Here is a 20,899-nt window from a genome sequence, read left to right on the forward strand (position 1 = left end):
TTGGGTCATTCTTCCGGTTTCCGCCACGGCGCAAGGCCAATAACTACGCCTGAGACGACCAACGCCATGGCCGGCCAAAAGGTGGGCGTGATTTGTTCTCCAATGCACTGCCACGCCCATAGCATCGCGAAGATGGGGATGAGGTTATTGAACAACAACGCACGGCTGACAGGCCAATAGCGCAGCACGTTGTTCCAAATGCCCAGCCCGACGATGGTGCCGGCAACAATGCTGAACCCCTGCCAACCGATGAATTGAATCTTAAGCGCGGGTGGATTCTTTGTGATTTCCCAAATGACAAATGGAAGCAGCAGCAGTCCCCCACGCCATGCCGTGTGCGCAGTATACAACATGCCGCTGATGCGGCTGGACATTTCGCGCGATTCGCGACTGTAAATCGTCCACGACCAACTGGCGCAAAAGGCGATGACATCGCCGTGCCACGAATGGCCGTCCGCAGCAGTGGCGTGCAGCTTTGGAAGAAATAAAATCACAATGCCCGCCAGTGCGAGCAGCGCGGCTAAATATTTGCGCAGGCTTTCGCGGTTCAGCCGTGGGCGTTCCTCCAGCAACAGCCCCCAAACCGGCGAGGCGGCGAGGTACAACGAGGCGTGCGACACAGGCGTCATAGTGACCGCCCACGAAAACCCCGCCGCCCATCCAACAAACAACGGCGCCCCGCGCACCCACAGCCGTCGATGCACATCCGTCGGCACGGCTTGCGGTTCGCCAAAAATTTTTGTCCATCGCAACAGCCCCAGCAACAGGATTCCCGCGCCCAGCAATCGTGTGCCGGTGGTCCACAACACCGGCCAGTCGCGCACGAGATAGCCGATGGCCGTGTTATTTGCACCCCACACGATGGTGGCCAGCACGAGGCTGGCGGCAATGAGGAAATTTTGACGGGATTCACCCATTCGGCAAATTGACCATCACGGGCTCGCTTCGCAAGCCAAACCGCGCTATCTTTTCGGGATGAAGCATTCAGCCGGATTTCTCGCGCTTGTGGAAGATGCCCTGTCGCGGGTGACCGAAATATCCATCGAAGACTTACCGGCGCGCCTGACGGAAAATCCGGAAGCCGTGCTGCTGGATGTGCGCGAGGAAAGCGAATGGACCAAGGCGCACGCCAAGGAAGCCCAGTATTTGGGCAAGGGCGTTTTGGAGCGCGATTTGGAAACGCGTTTCCCCGACAAGACCGCGGAAATTATCATGTACTGCGGCGGTGGCTATCGCAGTGCGCTCACTTGCGACGCCGCTCAAAAGATGGGCTACACGAATGTGAAGTCGTTGGCGAAGGGGTATCAAGGGTTGGTGGTGGCGGATTGGCCGATGGAGTGAAATAAAGTGATCCATGTTCTTCGAGGCCACTTGAAAACTGATCATTTGCCCTTCTTCTTCTCTCGCTTCTCAATCATCTTCTTCAGCTTGGGCCAATATTCATCGTCCACCATATAACCCACGCATTCTTTCGCGCCGCAGTTGCACGGGTTTTCGAAAGCATCCACAAGGTCGTAGTTATAATTATAAAGCACTTCCTCGCCTTTCCTGATTGTTCTGAGGGCGTCAATCCACACGCGATCATCCTCAATATCCGATTCGGCGTTGGCGGCACAGCCGTGGTTGATGAAACGCGCAGGATTCCACGGCACATTGCCATCGATATCGAAATGCTTGTTGATGGTAAACACGTAGCCATTGCCATCGGCCAATTCCGCGGACGCTTTCTTTTTAGTGAGCGGACGACCGATGTATTCGATGATGCGCGTGCCTTTTCGGATGTCGCGCTTGGCGTACGCGCCCACGTTATGAATGCTCGATTTCCTAAAATCCAAATATTGATTTTCCACCTGTAATTGCACGCGCGCATTGAAGAGGCTAGAAGCAGCATGGGTCAAGCGACAGTTATTCGATTTTTGCATTGGCAAAATGCGCGTCACGGTTTGCAATACGCGCATGCAACGTTCGCTCGCCCTGATACTGGCTCTGTTGCCGTTTTGGCTCACGGCCACCCCACCGAATATTTTGCTTATGGTGTCTGACGACCAGGGCTATCGCGACCTTGGCTGCTTTGGCTCGCACGAAGTGAAAACACCACACCTCGATCGCCTTGCCAAAGGCGGCGTAAAACTCACCAGTTTTTATGTCGCATGGCCCGCGTGCACGCCTTCGCGCGGCGCATTGCTCACCGGTCGCTATCCACAGCGCAATGGCATTTACGACATGATTCGCAACGAAGCGCCCGACTATGGTTATCAATACAAGCCCGGTGAATACGAGGCCACCTTCGAGCGCATCAGCGGCATGGACACTCGCGAGGTGCTGCTGCCGGCGGTGTTAAAAAAAGTCGGCTACACCAGCGGCATTTTTGGTAAATGGGATCTCGGCGTACACAAACGCTATCTGCCGCTCGCGCGTGGCTTTGATGATTTTTATGGGTTCGTGAACACCGGCATCGATTACTACACCCACGAACGCTACGGCGTACCGTCGATGTTCCGCAACAACGCCCCCACCTTCGCCGATCAAGGCAAATACTGCACCGACCTTTTCGAGCGCGAAGCCGTGCGATTTCTCAAGGACAACCACAAAAAACCGTTTTTCCTCTACGTGCCTTTCAACGCCCCGCACGGCGCGTCGAGCCTCGACCCCATCATCCGCAGTGGCGCGCAGGCACCGGAAAAGTTTAAAAAGATGTACCCCACGCTGCTCTCTCAGGCCGGCACGCAAAAGGGAACGCGCTATGGCAAACCCGCCATCGTCCGCAACCGCCCCGCGCGCCGATTAGAATTTGTCGGCTCCGTCACCGCGATGGATGCCGCGATCGGCACGCTGCTAAACTGGCTCGATGATTACAACATTGCCGACAACACGATTGTGATTTTCTTCAGCGACAACGGCGGCGGCGGCGCGGCAGACAACGCGCCCTTGCGCGGGCGCAAAGGCCAAATGTTCGAGGGCGGCATCCGAGTGCCTTGCATCATCCGCTGGCCCGGAAAAATTCCCGCCGACACCACCACCGATGAATTCCTCACCTCGCTTGAAATTTTCCCCACCCTCTCCATCGCCGCCGGAGCAGCTCCAACCAAGGGGGTAGTGCTCGACGGCTTCGACATGCTGCCGGTATTGCAGGGCATAAGCAAATCACCGCGCAAAGAAATGTTCTGGCAACGCCGGCTCGACAAAGGCGCACGCGTAGGGCACTGGAAATGGGTGGCGGGAACACACGGCACCGGCTTATTTGATTTACAAACGGACATAAGCGAAAAGCACGATCTTTCCAGCAAGCACCCGGAGGTGTTAAAAATGATGAAAGCTCGCTTCGCCAACTGGAAAAAAGAAATGGCAGCCGCCGAACCGCGCGGTCCGTTTCGGGATTATTAAAATTTATGAAAAAAATACTGTTTACTTCCCTGATGCTCGCCGTGATCGGCTGCGCCGCGCCGCCCAAACGCATTGCCGCGATCGTAACGGAGTACCGACACAACTCACACGCGGACGTCATCGTCAGCCGATTGCTGCTCACGCACACGCTGGATGAAAAAGGTAAACGGCCGAATTTAAAACTCGTTTCGCTGTATACCGACCAAGTGCCCGAGAACGATACCAGCCGCAAATGGGCCAAACAATTCGATGTGCCCATTTACAAAACCGTGGAGGAAACGCTCACACTCGGCACCGGCAAACTGGCGGTGGACGGAGTGCTGCTCGTGGCCGAACACGGGAATTATCCAAAAAACGCCACCGGCAACACGATTTATCCGAAACGGCGGCTCTTTGATGCAGTGCAAAAGGTGTTCCGCAAAACCGGCAACTCTGTGCCGGTGTTTGTGGACAAACACCTCGCCGACAATTGGGCCGACGCGAAATGGCTGCACGACACGGCGGCGGAATTAAACGTACCGATGATGGCCGGCTCGTCACTGCCCGTGCTGTGGCGGTATCCGCCGGCGGATGTAAAACGTGGGGCGAAGCTCAAGGAAATTGTCGCCGTTTCGTATCACACGCTCGACGCCTACGGCTATCACGCGCTGGAAATGGTGCAGTGCCTCGCAGAACGCCGCGCGGGCGGCGAGACGGGCGTGAAGCGCGTGCAGTGCCTTTCCGGCGATGCAGTTTGGCGCGCGATGGACGCGGGGATGTTCGACCGTAAACTGCTCGACGCCGCGCTCAAGCGGCTGAAAAAAAGCGCCATCACCCGCCAACCGAAACGGCCGCTGCGCGAATTGGTGAAAGCGCCGGATATGTTTGTGATTGAATACCGCGACGGGCTGAAGGCTTTCGTGCTCACGCTCAACGGCGCGGTCAACGAATGGGGCGTGGCGTGGAAGACCAGCAGTGGCACACAAAAATCCACCACCTTCTGGACGCAGGAAGCTCGTCCGTACATGCACTTTACTTATCTGGTGAAAGGCGCGGAAAAAATGTTCCACACCGGCAAGCCGACTTGGCCCGCCGAGCGTACGCTAATGACCAGCGCCCTGCTCGATGCGTTGCTCATTTCCAAAAGCAAAAACGGCGCAACGGTGCCAACCGATTATTTGGATTTTAAATACACCTCCGCCTGGAACTGGAAACAACCCCCCCCACCCCCGCCGGGCCGGCCGTGGAATCAGCAGTAACACTACCGCACAATCAATCGTTCGAGCTTCGCGCGGAAAATATTCGTAGAGACGGCCTCAGAGGTCATACACGGCGCACGAAAATTCCACACCACATTTGGGCCTAGCTGGTTAGTGTAGTCATGGGCCTCGCCCAATTCGGTGCCACTTTGATCGTATAGTTTGAAAATAATTTCCACCTCAATTAGCGTATCGCTCGTAATATTCTGTGCTGCACCGATCACATAAAACACATCCGGCCCCTGTTGGCCTTCGGTTTTCCGGTCGGTCTCCCGGCTGATGACCAGCGATGACTCATCCACCTTCACAGACTTCACCACATTATTGCTGCGGTAATCATCGCCAAACAAAAACTGCAGAGTCACCGCCCGACGAACGCTGTGTTCCCATTGCGGATTGATGAATCCGGCCACCGTGGGCAATCCAAATCTGGAAAATAACAGCACAAACACAACCAGCACGACACCAAGTTTTTGTTTCTCACGGTCTTTATACCAAGGGCCATCGAATGCTTCGGCGTCATCTTCCAATGCCGCGGAAGATTTGAGCTTGGGCACGCCGCCCCCGTGAGCGCCTCCGCCCGCGCCGGAAATCACTCCGGCTACTTTTCGTACAACCGGCCCGGATCCCATTGGCCCCGCCGATCCGGCTGGCATCGCCGGGTTGGGAGGCATCGCGGAAAATCCACCCGGCATCGCGCCAGCCATCGGGTCCATCGATTCCTCAGGATCCGGCTCAATGCCCGCCGGTTGGCGACGAGTCATAGGCGCACTAGGCACGGCTGAGGGAGAATCACCCGCGGATCGGGTGCTGCGTTTGGGTTTGGGCCGACCACCGCGACGTCCACCGGGTTTCGGACGCCCAGATCGTCCGGCCCGCCCTTCATCCGTAGGGGCTTCTTCGTCAGGCTTGGGTCCGGAGCCAGCTAATCGACGGCCAATTTTTTCTGGCCCATCGCCAGGCATGGCTCCCCCACCGCCAGGGCGTTGACGTAATTTTTTGGGCTGACGCGGCCTGGGTGGACCACCGCGCTTTGGCGGTCGTGGCTTGGGCGGGCCACTGCGCTTGGGCTCTGGCTCCGGTTTAGGTTCTTCCTCGTACTCTTCCTCGTACTCTTCCTCGCACTCTTCCTCGTACTCTTCCTGGTACTCCTCTTCGTATTCCTCCTCGTATTCCTCTTCGAAATCTTCTACTTCCGCCGCCGAGGCCTTGTCTTCAACTACCAACGCCGAAGGCTGCAGCGCTGTTTGATTATGGCAATGGCCGCATTCAATTTCCATGCCGATGGCGGCCGGATTGCCATCAAACGAAAGCGGCCCGTTGCAGTGCTCGCAATAATGCTTGAGGACCAGCTGCAGATTCACGCCACAGTGCGGGCAATTGAACTCCACGCCCACCGCATCCACCGGCAGAGAAATTCGACCGTTGCATTCCTGGCACGCGCTTTTGCAATACTCCTCACTCATATAAAAAGCCGGCCCCTCCGGCTGCGGCTGAAGCTACCAAATAATGCCGATTATTGGCGACTTGTATTTTCATCAACCCTGCCAATCCACAAAATCCGCCAACGGAAGCCGCTCCGGCACGAATGTGTTCACCGCCGCCGCCGCCTCCGGCCAGCCCACTGACATCCCCGCCACCACCCAGCGATCCGCGCCCAACCCCAGCGCCGCCCGCACCACCCCCGCATAACCCGCCACGCTGAATTGCGGGCAACTCCCCAGCCCGTGCGCCGTGAGGCCGAGCATCACATTTTGCATAAACATCCCGACATCCAAAAAATTCCCCCGCTCCGCACCCGCTGGCAGATGAAAAATCAACTGCACCGGCGCGCCAAAAAAAGTAAAATTCTCCCGCCCGTGCGCCCGCCGTGCCTCCACATCATCCCGCGCAATCCCCTTCAATTCAAACAATGAAAACCCGCACGCGCGCGCCCGATCCTTCCATTCCATGGGCGAAGGCAACAGCGAATACTCATAATCCGGCACCGCCTTTTCCCCCGCATCAAACGCCGCACAAAGAGCCGCACTCAACCCATCCCGCGCCGCGCCCTGAACGACCGTCACCTTCCACGGCTGCGTATTCTTCCCCGAAGGCGCCTCCCCCGCCGCCAACAAAACCGACTCCAGCACCTCGCGCGACACCGCCGCATCCGTAAACGCCCGCTGACAATGCCGCCGCGAAATCAATGCAAGAAAATCAGCCGGATCCATCGGCGCGGAAGTTAGCCGCCCTTCACTGCGATTGCAACTTTACGCGCACCCACAGGTGGTCTCCGCTCCATCATCCACTTAAAATCATCTCCTCACAGCCACCCAGCCTTTCGCAAACAGGACTTTTTTTACGAAAAAATTGAGCCGATTTGTGAAAAATAGCCTTTTCCTGGCGTATTTAATTTGTATGAAAAATCGTGCCTTCACCCTCATTGAACTTTTGGTGGTCATCGCCATCATCGGAATTCTAGCTGGAATGTTGCTCCCCGCCCTCGCACGCGCCAAAGCGAAGGCAGCCCGCATAAAGTGTGTTGCCAATCTTAGCTCCATCGGGAAGGCATTCATTGGTTTCTCTCACGACAATGCGGGACGATTACCTTGGCAACTTACCCCCAGCCAAGTGGCGAACCATTTTGGAAACAATTATAAAGAATCACTAAGCCATATCTATTCTGTCCTTGCAGTGAAAGCTGGAGTGCAATCGGCTCAGATTCTTCGGTCCCCTTGCGATGCTATGCGAGAAGAAGCTAATGAATCATCTCAAAAGAGCTGGACTACATATGATGCAAAAAGAGGGCAGTACATTGACTGTGCTGCCATAAGCTATTCATTAATCAAAGGTGCGGACACCGTACGCCCTTCATCCATTTTAGCCACTACGCGCAACCTTTCCACTGACGACTTGGGTAATGCAAACTGGGCGGGCGCAGATGAAAACCCGCCCCCTAAAAACGCAATGACCGGTCTGAACGCCGGACAAGGCCAGCTAGTGTTGGCGGACGGCAGTGCCTCACAATCCACCGATGCAGATATTGGAAACAACGGTTCGGGCAAACTCGTGAATGCTCACATCTCCGCACGCGGCGGAGTGATCCTCGGCCCAGGCAGCACCTATGTGATTGGATGCGGAGGAGGTGGATGCACTGGGGATTGGGATTTCAAATTCGGATACAAACACGTTTATGAATCCCATGCAGATGATTACGTGACAAATACAACAAACCTAAGGAAATATACAGAGTGGCAATCCGATCCAATAACTTACTGGGCTCCCACCAAAAATGAACCTGCATCCATCACCCAAATTTTCAAATTTAAAAAACCAACGTGCGAAGTTTACCTGCAAACACTTGTTGCATCGTTTAACTTTGGATCCAGTAAAGGCGAAAACTCAATCTGGGCATCAAAAGACGGGCAAAACTGGACCCAATTGATTGACAACCCCATTCCAAGTCGAATTGATTCCTTGAAAATGTACAAAAAAAAATTACCCGAAGAATTGCTCGGCGGAAATGCTATTCACATTCAAGTCCGCTTCTTGACGGACAATTCCCCGAATTCTAGTTATAGTATGGCACAATTTTGCAGGGCCCCGAAGAATGGTACTGGGCCTGAGCCGGGATATTTTGGAGAGGGGCAGAATGTTTTTGAATTGAAAGCTAAATTCAAGAAAAAACATTGAACCATAGCCTTAATTCGTTCGCGGCAGAATTCTAGGAATCGTGTCAAAGGGAATTTCAAATTCAATATGAGTTTTAGACGAAACCTCTCGACCGTCGGAAAATTCAGCTTCAATCGCCAGTTTTCCTTCAGGAGTCCACCATTTCACAGGCCCCGAATAACTTCCCTTTGAGTATTCCGCCTGATGAATCAAAGTTCCATCCTCGTGCCAAAGCTCATACATTCCATTTTCCCTCCCCTCCTGAAATTCTACTCTCACTTTCAACTTCCCATTCGGAAAAGTAGAAATAGCCACCCCAGTAAAAGACTTCGTATCGTCCCTCAAATAAACTACATTGTCTTCCATCACCAATTCCTCAAAGCTCACCTCAGTTTGGTGGATAAAAGTGTACCAAACCAATCCGGCCACCACGCATATTCCAACCAATCCCACTCCTATTTTCTTCATCATTTTTGAGCTCTTTCTGGGCGAATCTTTTATACGTTCAGCATTTGCACTGTCATTCTGCCGTATGCCGGTATTACTGATTGAATTTGACGTCTTCACACTGAGTTCAGAAGACTTAGGCACAAACGCAATTGCCGGGGCCACTGGCGCAACTGGCATCACGGGAATGGGTGCGGGCTCGAACAGATCAGTTAATTGTGTCCATTCTGCCATCCCTTCGTGCCACGCCAAATCTGTGGCCACGAATGCGCCGGACTGAAAATGCCCCCACAAATCCTCCCGCGAAAACGGGCCATAGCTCTGCCCATTACGCGAAACATACACCGCCAATACTGAAACTTGCGTCGTTTCCAAAATAATAGGTGCAATCCCCTCCTATTCAATACGCTCAACCCCTCACATATTTCGCATTTAACCCCAACTTTTAAAAAATGAAAATCGAGCGAGCCTGTTAAAAACGGAATCTTTATTTTGAAAAGGCAGCAACACGAGATTGTGGCCGGAATGTGATATGGATTTGAAAAAGAGTGCTAGCCGCCCTTCACGGCGATTGCAACTTTACGCGGAGTAGCGACTTGGTTTTCCAATCCACCTTTGCGTCGCTCGGAGCGCGGCCCAGTTGGGCGCCTGAAAGATTTGACGTGCCGCCTTCGGCCCTCAGGCGCACGCGCAGCCACAGCGTGGTTTGCCCCAGCGCGGCCTTGGGGCATTCGGCCACCAAGGCCCCCGCGCCGGTGCCTTCGCCCCATTGCGGTTGAGGTTCCAAGCCGTTGTACAGCGAATGCCAATCTTTGCCATCGGCCGAAACTTCGGTGGCAAATGACCCCCGCATCGGCGTATCGCGTGCGGGAGTGAGGTCCACGCAATAAATGGGCAGCCGCAAATGCGCGCGTAAGATTGGGCGTTCAAATTTAAATTGATACCGCACTTCCGCAGGCTGACCGTTTGTTTGCGGCGACCAATAAACTGCGCCGCCAGCTTCCTCCACGCGACGCAGATTTTTGGAAAGATTAAGGTGCTCGGATTCCGATGGCAAAAGTGCCGCCCACGAAAATGATTCGCTCCAAGCCTCGCCCGCTACGGTGGGTTGGAGGGGTTGTTCGGTATCATGAATTTCTTTGATTTCCTTTTCAGTCAACGCCCGCTGGTACATTCGCACCTCGTCCACCGCGCCTTGGAAGCCCAAAATCTCAAGAGGCGTTTTCACCGTGCGAAAGGGTTTCTCCGGTTTCCACCAAAACCGATTTTCATTTTTCACGTCAAGCGGCTCAAATTTTTCACCATCAAACCACACGCGAGATGTGCCCGATTTGCCTTCGCAGGTGATGGCCAGAAAATGCCAGCACTGCGTTTCAATTTTCCCCACATCAAACAACGCGCAAATATAATTGCCATCGAGCCCAATCAAACCGTTGCCCGTCATTCGTACCGAGAAGCCCGCACCACTCAGCAGTGGCGCGCCGGTGCCCGATGCCCGCTCCTCAAACCACCCCGCCTCGCATGCCGCCCATTCATCCACCCGAAACCAAAGCGCCACCGTGCGCGGCTGATCCGATGACCAAACCCAATCGTGACTCGCCCGCAACGAGGCATCCGCGCCCATCGCAATCGCCCGGTGCGGTTGATCAAAACGATCCGCGGTGGCGCGCGTCCATTGCCCAAGCGCGTCGTTGTGGTTGCCGCTGGCATCGGCCAAGTCGCCATCGAACCGCCAGTGAATCAGTAAATCCGAATCCTTGACGGACGCGGGCCAGAATGCCCAACCCAAAACCAGTGCCCCCAGCGCCACCGCAGCCGCCATGGGCCACAGTAATCTGCTGTGTTCGCGCACGGCTTCCGCGTGGCCGCCATCGGCGATGCGCGCCAAATCGGCCGCCAACGCCACGGCATTCAGATACCGTTCTTCCGGTGTGTGCGCGCAGGTTTTGAGAATGACTTTGTTCAGCTCGCGTTGTGCGGCGGTGGATTTTTCGCTGCGCATCGACTTGGGTAAAGCCGGAAATGACTGGCGATCCTCGCCCGTTAACGCCTCGTATAGCACCCGCCCGAGCCCAAAAATATCCGCCGAAGGCTGCCCTGCCCCTTCGCGTGGCAAATACCCATGCGTGCCCACAAAGGCTTCGCCGTCGCTCGCGGCCGTCACCATCCCGATATCCGCGAGGCAATAGCGGCCGCGCGTGAAAATTAAATTGGAAGGTTTTACATCGCGATGCACCAGCCCGTGCGCGTGCAAATGCTGCAGTGCTTCGGCCACGGTGATGCCGAGATCCAGGCAATCATCCACCGGCAACCGCCCGTGCGCGCGCAAATCCGACTGCAACGTGCGCGGCGCGTACGCCTCCCAATCACCCGCGCCTTCGCCCTCACTTTCCGGCGCGGCCAATTCCATCACGTAATAAAAAAAACCCACCGCCTCATTGCGCCCCACCAAAAACAAATCCACCAAGCCCGACTGCCCGCGACTGATTTCCTCAAACTGCCGCACGCCATCGAATTCCCGCTCAAAGGGCACTTCACTTTCAAAACGATCGCGCCGGATAATTTTCACCGCGCGATGCGCACCCGTCACACTGCGCGCCAGCCACACCTCGCCGTAACTGCCCGCGCCAATGCGGCGCAGCAATTCGTGCTCCGGAATTTCCGGCGGCGGTGTTTCAGGATTTGTGCCCATTTTTTTCTACCGTTTGCAGCTTTGCCCGCCACACCCGCCGTGCACGTTTTTTCAAACGCCGCCGCAAGCGCGGCGATTCCCACTCCAAACCCGCCAGCTCCGCCGCCACATCCGGCATCAACCAGCGATCCACCGCCAGCCAACCCCGCCGCACCCGCGGACGCAGCCAATCTTTTACACTCTCAACACTCATTCCTCTTCCTGCAATTTCTGAAGTTCCTTTTTGAAAATCGCGTTTACCCGATGCTTCGTCACGTACACCATCCCCGCGCTCACATCCAGCTGCGCCGCCACCTCCGCCACCGTCCATTCGCGCAGCACGTGGCAATGAAAAATCTGGTACTGACGCGGGCTCACCTGCCGTTTCACCTGTTCCAGCGCCGCCTGCAAAATGTTCCGCTGCCATTCCTCATTCCAAATCCCCTCCAACTCCGGCGTCTGCGCACCCTCATTCCGCGCCTCCATCGCCTCGCCATATACATCCAGCTTCCGTTGCTGCCGGTATTCCTTGCGATAAAACATCGCAATCTTCGTCCGCGTAATCGCGCACAACCAACTGCGAAAACTCCCGGGCCGTTCCCGTTCGAACCCATCGACACTGCCCGCCACCTCCACCACCGTTTCCTGCACCACATCCTCCGCATCCGCCTCCGCCAAGCCCGCCCGCCGCGCCACGTGATAAATCAACTGCCAATACTGATCGAAAAACACCTCCCAACTCGCATGATCACACACCCCCCGCAGCCGCTCCACCAAGCTACTCCGAGTCAATTCCGGCACCGGGCGCTGTTCCTTAATTAACATCGTCTGCCAAAACACTGCCCTGAACACCAAAATTCTTACAGTTTTTTAGTAAGATCACCTATTGTGAAGGCAGTTGGTTAGTTGTGGCTGGATTTGCCAATTAAAGAAATAGACCGTTGAATAGAACCCAATTCCCTAATAAATGAAAACAATCACTCAAAATTGCTATCGGCACTTTCCGCTCGGCACGATTGCTTTGGCTTTCGTTTTGTTCGTACAAATAAGTTTCCCCGCAAGATCGCAGAGCGGATCCAGCCTAGATCAGGGCTTAATCCTTTGGTATCCATTCTGTGGAAATGCCAAGGACGAAAGTGGAAATGACCGCCACGGCGAAGTCACCGGCGCAACACTTACTACAGATCGATTTGGAAAAGTAGACCGAGCATTCAAGATGTCCATTGGGGACTCCAACATCACCACCCCATTTGTTTTTGAAGATAGTGCGGTGAACAGAAGCTTTTCAATGTGGTTCAAGGTTGATAAGTGGATTCTGGGTGGCTCTGGATATTTCCTGAAAAATGCTGGGACCGCAAATGCAGATCTCCTCTATGGTGTAAATTCTGCATTAAAACTCTGGGAGAATGGGTCCGCCGGTCTTGATGGCCCATTTCATAATGCCGTTTTCACAAGCTCCTCAATTGCTAAAGATGAATGGCATCACATCGCCTTGACCTACGCAGGGAAAATGAGTTCGATCAAGGTGTGGATTAACGGACAACCTATGAAACATTTGACTGAAGGATTCAACTTCTATGGAGGAGACCGTCCCATTAAAGTACACGATCAAAAAGTGATGATACCTGGAAGCGGAACCTGTGTCGATGAGTTGCGAGTTTACAACCGAGCACTCAGCGAAAGCGAAATCCACCAACTTTATAACAAAGAAAAAGCTCCGACATCCAGTAATTGCTCTAGTGAAGGCAATACTGGGAGCCCGCGAGGCCACCTGAGAACAACAATTCCCAGAGGCCTTATTCCTGCCAGAATGCGATTTGAAGGCCCGCCACCAAGTTTATGGCGAACTAATTATGCGCCTCGATTACTTACAAACATCATCTTACCATCTAGCCCAAGAGGGCAAAGAATAGTTGTGAGGGGCAAAGTTGGTGAGACCACCATCGATTCTTCACCTTCGAATGTAACTCCGCAATTCAGCCCCACCAACACATCAGAAAATGAACTAATATTACCGGAAGGGAAACCAACAGATTAATGCCTTAATCCAAATGCTGAAACTCATAAATCAGCTTACTATTCTTTTGTTTATACTCCTTGCATCCCCGGCCTGCAAGGAACCTCATCCAGAGCGAATTCCTGAAACTGTTTCTCGATCAGATCTCATCTATGAGACCAATCAAGCCGCTTATTATGCGGGGACCAACATCAAATATACCGGACTCGTGGTAGATTACCACAACGACCAGAAAACTTTAAAATATCAGGCAAACTACGAAAAAGGATTCCCAACTGGGGAAGAATCTGAATACTATTTTTCTGGGAAACCTAGACGGAAATGCATTTTTAATAATGGGGTAAAAAATGGGCCAGAATTCCATTGGTATCCTAATGGTTCCACTCAAAGCACTACCAATTATGTGAATGGCATTCCAGCGGGGGAATGTCACTATTGGGCAACCAATGGTGTAAAAACCTTAACAGCTGTTTATTCATCTGGGAAATTAATCAGCCTTCTTTGTTTTCACAATTCAGGAGCACCAAAGAGGTTTTCAGAAATGATAGATGGCATTCAATACGGATACAGCAAACAGTGGTATGAAAATGGAAAACTGGAATGGGTGGCCCCCTATTTCAAAGGTGTGAAACACGGACTGGCAATTGGGTGGGCACGAAACGGCAACAAGGCATGGGAATCTGAATGGAATAACGGTCACAGCCACGGCCTTTCAAAGAAATGGCATCCAAACGGAAACATGAGAAGTGTGACGACATTTAAAAAAGGGCTAAAAGACGGTGAAGCAATTGGGGCTGATGAATTCGGGCAACTGGAATGGAAAGCACAATGGAAAGGAGGCAAGCTTCACGGAGTGCATCGCGAATGGCATCCGAACGGAAACCGAAAATTAGAACGAATTTATTTGGATGGTGAAAAGTTAAGCGAATTTCGTTGGGTTCTAGCGGGAAATGACCCCGCCTTGGAGCAATTCGAATACGGAAAAAAGATTAAATGGTCCTCCCTTGAATTTATGAAATTCAAAAACCTGACCTGCAAACAAATTCACTTCGCGTTGGGAGCCCCAGACACAGTCAGTAAAAGGACATTAACCTATCTCAATCTTGAAATTCAGGACCATAAAATGAAAATTTGGCAAGGAGCAAACTTTCAAATACAAAGCAATCGTGTCAGCACCTTGACATTTACAAATGAATTCAAGGTGTCACCGGTCGAACAACCCTAAAACACCTCGCCCGCGTTGAAGAAGCGCTCTACTTCGATGGCGGCGTTTTCGACGGAGTCGGAGGCGTGACAGATGTTTTCCATACTGGTGGTGCCCATGTCGCCGCGGATGGTGCCGGCGGGGGCTTGGGTGGAATCGGTGGGGCCGAGGAGGTCGCGGATGGCGGCGACGGCGTTTTCGCCTTCGAGGACGAGGGCGAGCACGGGGCGGGCGCTCATAAATTCAACGATCTCAGGGAAAAACGGGCGGTCGGCAATGTGCGCGTAGTGTTCTTTGAGGAGATCATCGGTGAGGGCAATGAGCTTGGCAGCGCGGATTTCGAACCCGGCTTTTTCAAAACGTCCGATGACTTCGCCGGCGTGATGACCGTTGAGGCAGTCGGGTTTGAGTAATATGAGTGAACGTTCAGTATCCATTTCGGGTGGCGGCACTAGACCAAAATTGCAAGGGCAATGCAATCTGAATCGGATGTTGCCGGTCGCGTTTCAGGATTATTTTGCTTTACCTGTTGCATAACTGTTTTCCAACGGCATTGGAGATTTCCCGGTGACCGGCGGGCGCGTGAGCAGCAGCGCCATCGTTGCCCAGCTGCCGGCACCGATGGAGATGAACTGGTCCTTGCCGTGCGGGTAACCGGTCTCGAGATATTTTTGGAATGGCTTGCTACGGCTTTTCACGTGCCAGGAGCCATCGGCCTTTTGCGCGCGCAGCAGCCACGCGATGCCCTTTTGCCAACGTATGTCCTTCACCGGCGCGCCGCCGGCCAACTGCAGCGCGGTCAAGACTTGTCCCGTGGCGTACGGGTCGCTCTTCATCTGGGCCGTCTGCGCCCAGCCGCCGTCGGGGCGCTGTTCGCCCAAGAGCGCCTTGGCCGCTTTTGAAATGGCGGCACGGTCCACGCCACTCCATTTCAAACCCAGCAAATGCCAGATGCGATCCTCGGTCTCCTTCGGTTTCGCGGCGAGCAGCCACTGGCGCGCGCGCGCGACGCGCCCGGAAATTTCCTTCGAGTTTTCTTTCTCCGCGAACAACTGCAGTCCCCGCAGCGAAAGCGCCGTGGAAGTGAAGTGGCTGTACTCCAGCGGCGGCCGGCGCGTGCCCATGCTCCAGCGGCCGCTCGCTTCCTGCCGCTGGAGCAGGTGCTGCACCATCAGCGCGGCGATGTCGTCGGCCTTCCAGTTTGCCGCCGAAAGCGCGAGCAGCGCGTAGCCGGTGGTGTAGGAGCCACCGGGCACACCTTTGCCTTTGGGCATCGCCTCCTTGCGATTGGCGAAAAATTCCTGCGTGAACTCCGCCTGCTCGGCCATTGCCTTGGCGTTCACGGCAAAGCCCCGCTCCCGTGCCAGCGACAACGTCACCGCCGGCAGCGCTTGGTGGTGGCAGGAAAAGCAGGATCGTTGCTCGGAGTATTGGGCCGCGCTTTTTTCCAGCAACGCCAAGCTCTTCCCAATCGCCGCCTCAATGGTTTTCGCATCAGGCTCGGCGGCCGAAGCAGCAACCCCACTCACCACAGAGACACCGAGGGCACAGAGTTTTTTCATCCGTATGAATCCGTGCAATCCGTGTCTCATACACGGGCGATGTTCACGAAGCAGTGGACGTGGCCGAGAACGCGGTAGTTCCAGACGAAGCCCGGGCCTTCGAGGCGCCAGAAATGCCAGCGGATTTTTTCATCGGTCGACTTCTTGTCCTTGTAGAAGGCGAGGTTGATTTTCTCGAGGCCACCGTTGGCCTTCACGATGTCCATCACCTCGTCGCCGTCCTCTTTGCGGAATGGTGCCACGCAGGCGCGCATCACTTTGAGCACATGAGCACGCTGATCGGGCGACAGCTCGGCGATGCCAATGCCGGGGTAGGGCCGCTCGCGGTGCTTCACGGATTTCGCTTGTTCGCCGGGCGTGCCCTGCGCGATCACCGCCGCCTTGCGTTGCTTGGCATCAAGCGCGTCGTACACGCTTTGCACGGCCTTGGTTTGGAAGCGGTAAACATTTTTCTCGCTGTAGCCACCCGCGATGTGGCCGTAGTAAATCGGTCCGCCGAAGGCCGTGCCGGGAATGGTGTTGCCATCGCACCGCACAGTCAGGTGATGCCCGGTGAAGAGCCATGAAAACTTGCCCTTCGTCGGGTCGCCAAAGAAATGCGCGCCGCAGCCCTGCTGCGAGCCGCTGTTATCAAACTCGCCATCGCGTGAAATCTTGTGATACCCCTCGTCGCCGGCGCAGATCGCCCGCAACGCGCGGTCGATCAATTCCTGCTGCGCCTTGGTGTAGATGCCGCCGATCTTCTCGTTGTTCAACGCGCGATTGTACATGCCCAGGCGCGTGGGGATCTTGTTCTTTCCGGCGCCCTGATCAAAAGGTCGCGCCACCTTGGCGCGTTGCCCAGGCGTGAGCGTGCCGAAGAGTTCCTTCACGATGGCCTCCGCCGGCTTAGGCTTGGCCGGTTTGGCTTGATTGGCAAAAGCCATCGGAGCAGCAGCCGTCAGGGCCGCCGTGCCGGAGAGTTTCAGGAAATCTCGCCGCGCGATGGAGGCATCCTCCAGAAAATTGCAGTCGGGGCAGTCGCTTTCGATGTGAAAATTAGGATTCATGGGATGGGTTTGGTTATTTCTTGGACGCGTTTTTGGGGGGCAAGTTCAATTGGTGTGGATTTTTTTCGGTGTTGCCGGCGGCATCAGTGGCGGCGGCGGTGAGCTTCGCGGCGTTCGGCAGCTCGATGCTCCAGTCGGCCACGCCGTGTTGTTGGCGGTGGATGCGGGCGGCCTTGCCATTCACGGTCACGGTCTTGATGAAGCCGTCGTCGTGGGTGGTGCCGGAGATTTTCAGCCGACCGCCCTGTTCGTCAATGCGGCGGATGATGGTTGCGGGCGGGAGGTCATCGACCGGCTGCAGCAGCTCGGGGAATGCCACGTTGACCACTTCCGCCACGACCGACTCGTCGCCGGTGAGCCCGGGCTCCTGCGCGTATTTGTTGCCGTCGCCGAGCAAATCCTTCGCACGCGTGCTCACCACTTTCGCGTGTTTGCCGGGGCCGAAATGATTGTGCAGAAAATACGGCACGCCCTTGGGCGTGGACGGCTGCAGGCGCGGACCGCCGCCGAGGTTCATCAATGGCCAGCGATCCGGGCGCGAGCGGTCGCGCACGGTCACGTTGCGGAAATGCGACTCGGCCTTGCCGGTTACATTATTGGCGCTCATTTGTATCAACGGCATCCGCCCGCCGTAGCCGAGCTGGCTGAAGGTGAGCCCGTCCACCGTGATGCTGCCGTGTTGCAGGCTGCGGTCGTCGAGGCCGCGATTGAACGGCTCGGCGCCGGTGGCGGCAATGTGCAGGTTTTTGTAAACGTGATTCTCGAACAACGGCCGGTAAATACCGTACGCCGCGTGGTCGATGTGCACGTCTTCAATGAGCATCGTGGGCAATTGCGCCCGCAGCGCGTAGTGGGTTTGCCACAGCTTCAGCCCGCTTACCCGATGCGGATGCCGCGTGTCCGGGCCCACGCCATCGGTGCCGGCGAGCGCCACGGAGTAGAGGCCTTCGGTGTGGGATTCGTTGCCCGAAAAGCGGCTGATGGCCAGCGTGCGAATGTCGACGGTTTGGGTTTTGCCGTCGGGCATCAGCACGTCGAGATTGCTGTCAAAATTGCTGCGGCGCTGGCTGTCGTAGCGGTAACCGTATTGGTCATTCTCCACCGCCACGTTTCGCGTGAGGGTGTTGCGTCCGTTGGCCCACCAAAATGCCGCGCCGTCATTCGGGTCGAAGGGCAGCACTTGATCGGGCAGCCGCCGCCCACGCATCGCCTGCACGCCGAGATTGCGGTCCAGCAGGTTGAACACCTCCGTGCCGTCCTCCAGAAAATACCCGTGCCCCACCGATTGATAGCCCACGCAGTCGCGCACCAGCAGGTATTGCGTGCCGTGAACGGTCACCCAGCGGTTGTGCGAATCGACAATCGCCGCGCCGACCACCGCGCTGCCGCGCATGGTGGTGCCGACGAGATGAAAATGAATCGCGTATCGTCCCAGCACGCCTTCCTTGCCGAGGTGCGCAAACCGCGCGTAGCTGATGCCGCCCTTGCTGTAGCGATGAAACATCGTGTGCCCGCGCACGCCCTCGGGATCGGCGCTCTCGATGATCACGTTGCGCGACAGGTTCGCCACCTCACTGCGAAACTTGCCCTCGCCAAAATGTTCCGCGCGCAACGGCCGGTCGAGCGTCAGCACGCGCCCGTCCATCGCCTTGATAACGCGCTCTTCGGTGCCAATCTCATCACGCTTTTTCGCGCCCGTCACAATCACCGAATCGCCTGCGCGCCAGCCCGTCACCGGCTCGGCCAAGGTCACCCGCGAATCTCCCGCCTTCGCCCCGGCCCCGAGCTTGACCCAAGTGCGGTTCATCGGCGCGCCGTGCAGCTCCATCCGCGCCGAGCAACACACCAGCGCCGGCGCGTCGTCCTCGTCCATCCCTTTGATAAAGTGCAGCCGAATGCGCGCGGTGTGTTTCGCCGGAATCGGATTTTGCAGCGTGCCGACCTCCAGCGTCGGCATCGCGCCGGTGGGCACGGCATTCGGCTCGCCCGCCCGGTTGACACCGTGGAAATCACACGCGAACCCGCGCTCAGTGCAGCGATTGCCCGCCTGCACCTTCAGCAGTGCCACATTCAATTCCGTGCTGCGGTCGCGCGCAAACCGCAACGTGCCCGCCACTTGCAACAGCCGAATCACCGGCGTGCGCCGCGCCTCAAACCGCACCACTGTCCCCGCGCTGACCAACACGCGGTCCCCCGCCTTCGGCACACGCTTGGGCTCCCAAGTTTTCGCGTCCGTCCAGTCACCATTGGCCACCGACCGCACAGAAAATTTCACTGCGCCATTTTGAGCGGCAACAGACATGGCGGTGAGAAGACAAAAAACAAGGAGACGATTCATGGCCATGGAGGATGTTAGCCGTTGGACGGTTAGCGGCAAGTGTAATTCGGGGGTGGTAATGACCAAGGCTCAAGAACCAACGACCAAGGAATGTCCAACCCCCAAATTGATCAACGGGCATTTCATTTTGGGACTTCCTTGGATCTTGGGAATTGGACCTTGGTCATTACCGGATATACCCGGGCAACCAGCCGCGGGAGCCTTGGGGCGGTATGGTGTCGGCCGCGTCCTTGCCGTCGGCCAGCGTGAAGGCAATGGCGAGGGGAAATTTGCCTTTCGGCGCGTTGTGGGTGTAGGGGCCTTCGCCGTGGAATGGGCCGTGAGCGACGAGGTCGAGGCGGGTGACTTTGCCGTTCTTGGTTTCCACGCGGCCGAGGAGTTGCGCCTCGTAGCCGCGGTCGCCATTGGCGGTTTGCAGGTGAACGGTGGCGCGGAGTTGGCCGTTGGTGAGCTGGCCCTTCAGCGTTTTGATTTCGGTCTCGCGCCACATGGGCGGTTCGCCGCGGGTGTTGTCCACGAGATGAAATCGCGCGAGGCGTTTCAAGAGGCTGGCCGGAAATTGCCCCTTTGCGAGCGCCGCGTGTTCATCGGCGCGAATCCACAGATTGTCACGGCCGAGGGAGGTTTGAAAAATGCGGCGCCATTCGTTTTCTGGTTCGTCGTAGCCGCTGAGGATTTTGGAGGTCACGCGCACAACGAGGCCACCCTTGGGCGACTGCGGATTGTACCGGGCATCCGGCGCGCCTTTGGCAATGGCGGCCACTTTCACGGGCTGATGTTGTTGCAGGGAACCGTTCATCATCCGCAGCACGCGATCGGCGCCGCGGTTGTTGGTGTAGGCGAGCAACCGGCCGGAGGCATCGGCGGTGTACAAGCCCTGCGTCGTCCCGCGGCCGATCTTGCGGGGGCCTTGGTTGGCGATCTTTTGGTAGAAGCGACCTTCGTTGTCCTTCTGTCGGCGCTGATACGCTTGATCGATGGCCACGGGGATGAAGCGCGTTTGCAGGAGCTTCACAATTTGCGGATTGGCAAAGGTCGACTCACGGTCGAGCACGCCGTTGTTTCATGTGCACCCCAGCGGATGGCCATCCATCGCCCAAATAAAAATCGGCTTTCCCTCCCGGGCCGCGGCGGCTTGGGCATCGAGCACGGAAGTCTTCCACGGGATGGTGCGCCACGTGGCCTTGGGATCGGGCTGCAGTTCGCGGTGCAGTTTTTGAAACTCCGCCTCCGTCAACCCGAGGGTAGCATAAACAAAAATAAATGAAACAAGCCAAAGCACTTTCATGCCCTGAAGATGACGCCTGATGTTAATTGGGGCAAGGACTTGTTGCG

20 protein-coding genes are annotated in these 20,899 nt (G+C 56.0%); 6 read left to right on the plus strand and 14 right to left on the minus strand.

Going from position 1 to position 20,899, the window contains the following annotated elements; genetic code table 11:
* Positions 1 to 5: 5 nt before the first annotated feature.
* A complete protein-coding gene (locus H8E27_07885; GenBank protein ID MBC8325529.1) occupies positions 6 to 917 on the minus strand; it encodes a DMT family transporter in 912 nt (303 codons plus the stop codon).
* Positions 918 to 975: 58 nt separating this feature from the next.
* Between H8E27_07885 and H8E27_07890 the strand changes: the two genes are divergently transcribed.
* The gene (locus tag H8E27_07890; protein MBC8325530.1) at positions 976 to 1,341 is read left to right on the plus strand and encodes a sulfurtransferase; all 366 of its coding nucleotides are present in this window, start codon (positions 976 to 978) and stop codon (positions 1,339 to 1,341) included.
* A 41-nt stretch (positions 1,342 to 1,382) separates the two neighbouring features.
* Here H8E27_07890 and H8E27_07895 read toward each other — a convergent pair whose 3' ends face one another.
* Positions 1,383 to 1,922, minus strand: coding sequence for an SET domain-containing protein-lysine N-methyltransferase (locus tag H8E27_07895; GenBank protein MBC8325531.1), 540 nt, complete (start codon positions 1,920 to 1,922; stop codon positions 1,383 to 1,385).
* Between the two features lie 7 nt (positions 1,923 to 1,929).
* Between H8E27_07895 and H8E27_07900 the strand changes: the two genes are divergently transcribed.
* The gene (locus H8E27_07900; protein MBC8325532.1) at positions 1,930 to 3,384 is read left to right on the plus strand and encodes a sulfatase-like hydrolase/transferase; all 1,455 of its coding nucleotides are present in this window, start codon (positions 1,930 to 1,932) and stop codon (positions 3,382 to 3,384) included.
* Between the two features lie 5 nt (positions 3,385 to 3,389).
* Complete coding sequence (locus tag H8E27_07905; protein MBC8325533.1) at positions 3,390 to 4,622, plus strand: hypothetical protein; 1,233 nt, start codon at positions 3,390 to 3,392, stop codon at positions 4,620 to 4,622.
* A 2-nt stretch (positions 4,623 to 4,624) separates the two neighbouring features.
* On the opposite strand, the gene H8E27_07910 is transcribed toward H8E27_07905, so the two are convergent.
* Together H8E27_07910 and H8E27_07915 are read right to left on the minus strand one after the other, a co-directional pair.
* Entirely contained in the window at positions 4,625 to 6,088 is a 1,464-nt protein-coding gene (locus tag H8E27_07910; protein ID MBC8325534.1) for a hypothetical protein, read from the minus strand.
* A 72-nt stretch (positions 6,089 to 6,160) separates the two neighbouring features.
* The gene (locus H8E27_07915; protein ID MBC8325535.1) at positions 6,161 to 6,835 is read right to left on the minus strand and encodes a nitroreductase; all 675 of its coding nucleotides are present in this window, start codon (positions 6,833 to 6,835) and stop codon (positions 6,161 to 6,163) included.
* Positions 6,836 to 7,022: 187 nt separating this feature from the next.
* Here H8E27_07915 and H8E27_07920 point away from each other — a divergent pair, with 187 nt between their 5' ends.
* Positions 7,023 to 8,297 (plus strand): type II secretion system protein, encoded by a 1,275-nt coding sequence (locus H8E27_07920; GenBank protein MBC8325536.1) that lies wholly within the window; start codon positions 7,023 to 7,025, stop codon positions 8,295 to 8,297.
* 9 nt (positions 8,298 to 8,306) lie between these two features.
* Here the strand turns inward: H8E27_07920 and H8E27_07925 are convergent, their stop codons facing one another.
* The 4 genes from H8E27_07925 to H8E27_07940 all read right to left on the minus strand — a co-directional run bounded on the left by H8E27_07925 (position 8,307) and on the right by H8E27_07940 (position 12,219).
* Positions 8,307 to 9,098, minus strand: a complete 792-nt coding sequence (locus H8E27_07925) for a DUF4339 domain-containing protein (protein MBC8325537.1) — start codon at positions 9,096 to 9,098, stop codon at positions 8,307 to 8,309.
* Between the two features lie 187 nt (positions 9,099 to 9,285).
* Positions 9,286 to 11,415, minus strand: coding sequence for a protein kinase (locus H8E27_07930; protein MBC8325538.1), 2,130 nt, complete (start codon positions 11,413 to 11,415; stop codon positions 9,286 to 9,288).
* Positions 11,399 to 11,608, minus strand: a complete 210-nt coding sequence (locus H8E27_07935) for a hypothetical protein (protein MBC8325539.1) — start codon at positions 11,606 to 11,608, stop codon at positions 11,399 to 11,401. The genes H8E27_07930 and H8E27_07935 overlap by 17 nt, the downstream gene beginning before the upstream one ends.
* The gene (locus H8E27_07940; protein ID MBC8325540.1) at positions 11,605 to 12,219 is read right to left on the minus strand and encodes a sigma-70 family RNA polymerase sigma factor; all 615 of its coding nucleotides are present in this window, start codon (positions 12,217 to 12,219) and stop codon (positions 11,605 to 11,607) included. The genes H8E27_07935 and H8E27_07940 overlap by 4 nt, the downstream gene beginning before the upstream one ends.
* A 142-nt stretch (positions 12,220 to 12,361) precedes the next feature.
* Here H8E27_07940 and H8E27_07945 point away from each other — a divergent pair, with 142 nt between their 5' ends.
* Complete coding sequence (locus H8E27_07945; protein ID MBC8325541.1) at positions 12,362 to 13,432, plus strand: LamG domain-containing protein; 1,071 nt, start codon at positions 12,362 to 12,364, stop codon at positions 13,430 to 13,432.
* 13 nt (positions 13,433 to 13,445) lie between these two features.
* Complete coding sequence (locus tag H8E27_07950; protein ID MBC8325542.1) at positions 13,446 to 14,636, plus strand: toxin-antitoxin system YwqK family antitoxin; 1,191 nt, start codon at positions 13,446 to 13,448, stop codon at positions 14,634 to 14,636.
* On the opposite strand, the gene ndk is transcribed toward H8E27_07950, so the two are convergent.
* The 6 genes from ndk to H8E27_07980 all read right to left on the minus strand — a co-directional run bounded on the left by ndk (position 14,633) and on the right by H8E27_07980 (position 20,852).
* Positions 14,633 to 15,052 (minus strand): nucleoside-diphosphate kinase, encoded by a 420-nt coding sequence (gene ndk / locus H8E27_07955; protein MBC8325543.1) that lies wholly within the window; start codon positions 15,050 to 15,052, stop codon positions 14,633 to 14,635. The genes H8E27_07950 and ndk overlap by 4 nt on opposite strands.
* Before the next feature lie 75 nt (positions 15,053 to 15,127).
* Entirely contained in the window at positions 15,128 to 16,177 is a 1,050-nt protein-coding gene (locus tag H8E27_07960; GenBank protein ID MBC8325544.1) for a terpene cyclase/mutase family protein, read from the minus strand.
* 26 nt (positions 16,178 to 16,203) lie between these two features.
* Positions 16,204 to 17,226, minus strand: a complete 1,023-nt coding sequence (locus H8E27_07965; GenBank protein MBC8325545.1) for a DUF3500 domain-containing protein — start codon at positions 17,224 to 17,226, stop codon at positions 16,204 to 16,206.
* 13 nt (positions 17,227 to 17,239) lie between these two features.
* Positions 17,240 to 19,564, minus strand: a complete 2,325-nt coding sequence (locus H8E27_07970) for a G8 domain-containing protein (GenBank protein ID MBC8325546.1) — start codon at positions 19,562 to 19,564, stop codon at positions 17,240 to 17,242.
* 166 nt (positions 19,565 to 19,730) lie between these two features.
* A complete protein-coding gene (locus tag H8E27_07975) occupies positions 19,731 to 20,579 on the minus strand; it encodes a hypothetical protein (protein MBC8325547.1) in 849 nt (282 codons plus the stop codon).
* A gap of 48 nt (positions 20,580 to 20,627) precedes the next feature.
* On the minus strand, positions 20,628 to 20,852 hold the full coding sequence (locus tag H8E27_07980; GenBank protein MBC8325548.1) for a hypothetical protein: 225 nt from the start codon (positions 20,850 to 20,852) through the stop codon (positions 20,628 to 20,630).
* Positions 20,853 to 20,899 lie beyond the last annotated feature (47 nt).

The sequence above is a fragment of the Limisphaerales bacterium genome, from assembly GCA_014382585.1.
Classification (GTDB): Bacteria; Verrucomicrobiota; Verrucomicrobiia; order Limisphaerales; family UBA1100; genus JACNJL01.

Coding starts and splice junctions, on each gene's coding strand:
- H8E27_07885 (MBC8325529.1), bottom strand. CDS start 917: ATGGGTGAATCCCGTCAAAATTTCCTCATTGCCGCCAGCCTCGTGCTG.
- H8E27_07890 (MBC8325530.1), top strand. CDS start 976: ATGAAGCATTCAGCCGGATTTCTCGCGCTTGTGGAAGATGCCCTGTCG.
- H8E27_07895 (MBC8325531.1), bottom strand. CDS start 1,922: ATGCAAAAATCGAATAACTGTCGCTTGACCCATGCTGCTTCTAGCCTC.
- H8E27_07900 (MBC8325532.1), top strand. CDS start 1,930: ATGCGCGTCACGGTTTGCAATACGCGCATGCAACGTTCGCTCGCCCTG.
- H8E27_07905 (MBC8325533.1), top strand. CDS start 3,390: ATGAAAAAAATACTGTTTACTTCCCTGATGCTCGCCGTGATCGGCTGC.
- H8E27_07910 (MBC8325534.1), bottom strand. CDS start 6,088: ATGAGTGAGGAGTATTGCAAAAGCGCGTGCCAGGAATGCAACGGTCGA.
- H8E27_07915 (MBC8325535.1), bottom strand. CDS start 6,835: ATGGATCCGGCTGATTTTCTTGCATTGATTTCGCGGCGGCATTGTCAG.
- H8E27_07920 (MBC8325536.1), top strand. CDS start 7,023: ATGAAAAATCGTGCCTTCACCCTCATTGAACTTTTGGTGGTCATCGCC.
- H8E27_07930 (MBC8325538.1), bottom strand. CDS start 11,415: ATGGGCACAAATCCTGAAACACCGCCGCCGGAAATTCCGGAGCACGAA.
- H8E27_07935 (MBC8325539.1), bottom strand. CDS start 11,608: ATGAGTGTTGAGAGTGTAAAAGATTGGCTGCGTCCGCGGGTGCGGCGG.
- H8E27_07940 (MBC8325540.1), bottom strand. CDS start 12,219: ATGTTAATTAAGGAACAGCGCCCGGTGCCGGAATTGACTCGGAGTAGC.
- H8E27_07945 (MBC8325541.1), top strand. CDS start 12,362: ATGAAAACAATCACTCAAAATTGCTATCGGCACTTTCCGCTCGGCACG.
- H8E27_07950 (MBC8325542.1), top strand. CDS start 13,446: ATGCTGAAACTCATAAATCAGCTTACTATTCTTTTGTTTATACTCCTT.
- ndk (MBC8325543.1), bottom strand. CDS start 15,052: ATGGATACTGAACGTTCACTCATATTACTCAAACCCGACTGCCTCAAC.
- H8E27_07960 (MBC8325544.1), bottom strand. CDS start 16,177: ATGAAAAAACTCTGTGCCCTCGGTGTCTCTGTGGTGAGTGGGGTTGCT.
- H8E27_07965 (MBC8325545.1), bottom strand. CDS start 17,226: ATGAATCCTAATTTTCACATCGAAAGCGACTGCCCCGACTGCAATTTT.
- H8E27_07970 (MBC8325546.1), bottom strand. CDS start 19,564: ATGAATCGTCTCCTTGTTTTTTGTCTTCTCACCGCCATGTCTGTTGCC.
- H8E27_07980 (MBC8325548.1), bottom strand. CDS start 20,852: ATGAAAGTGCTTTGGCTTGTTTCATTTATTTTTGTTTATGCTACCCTC.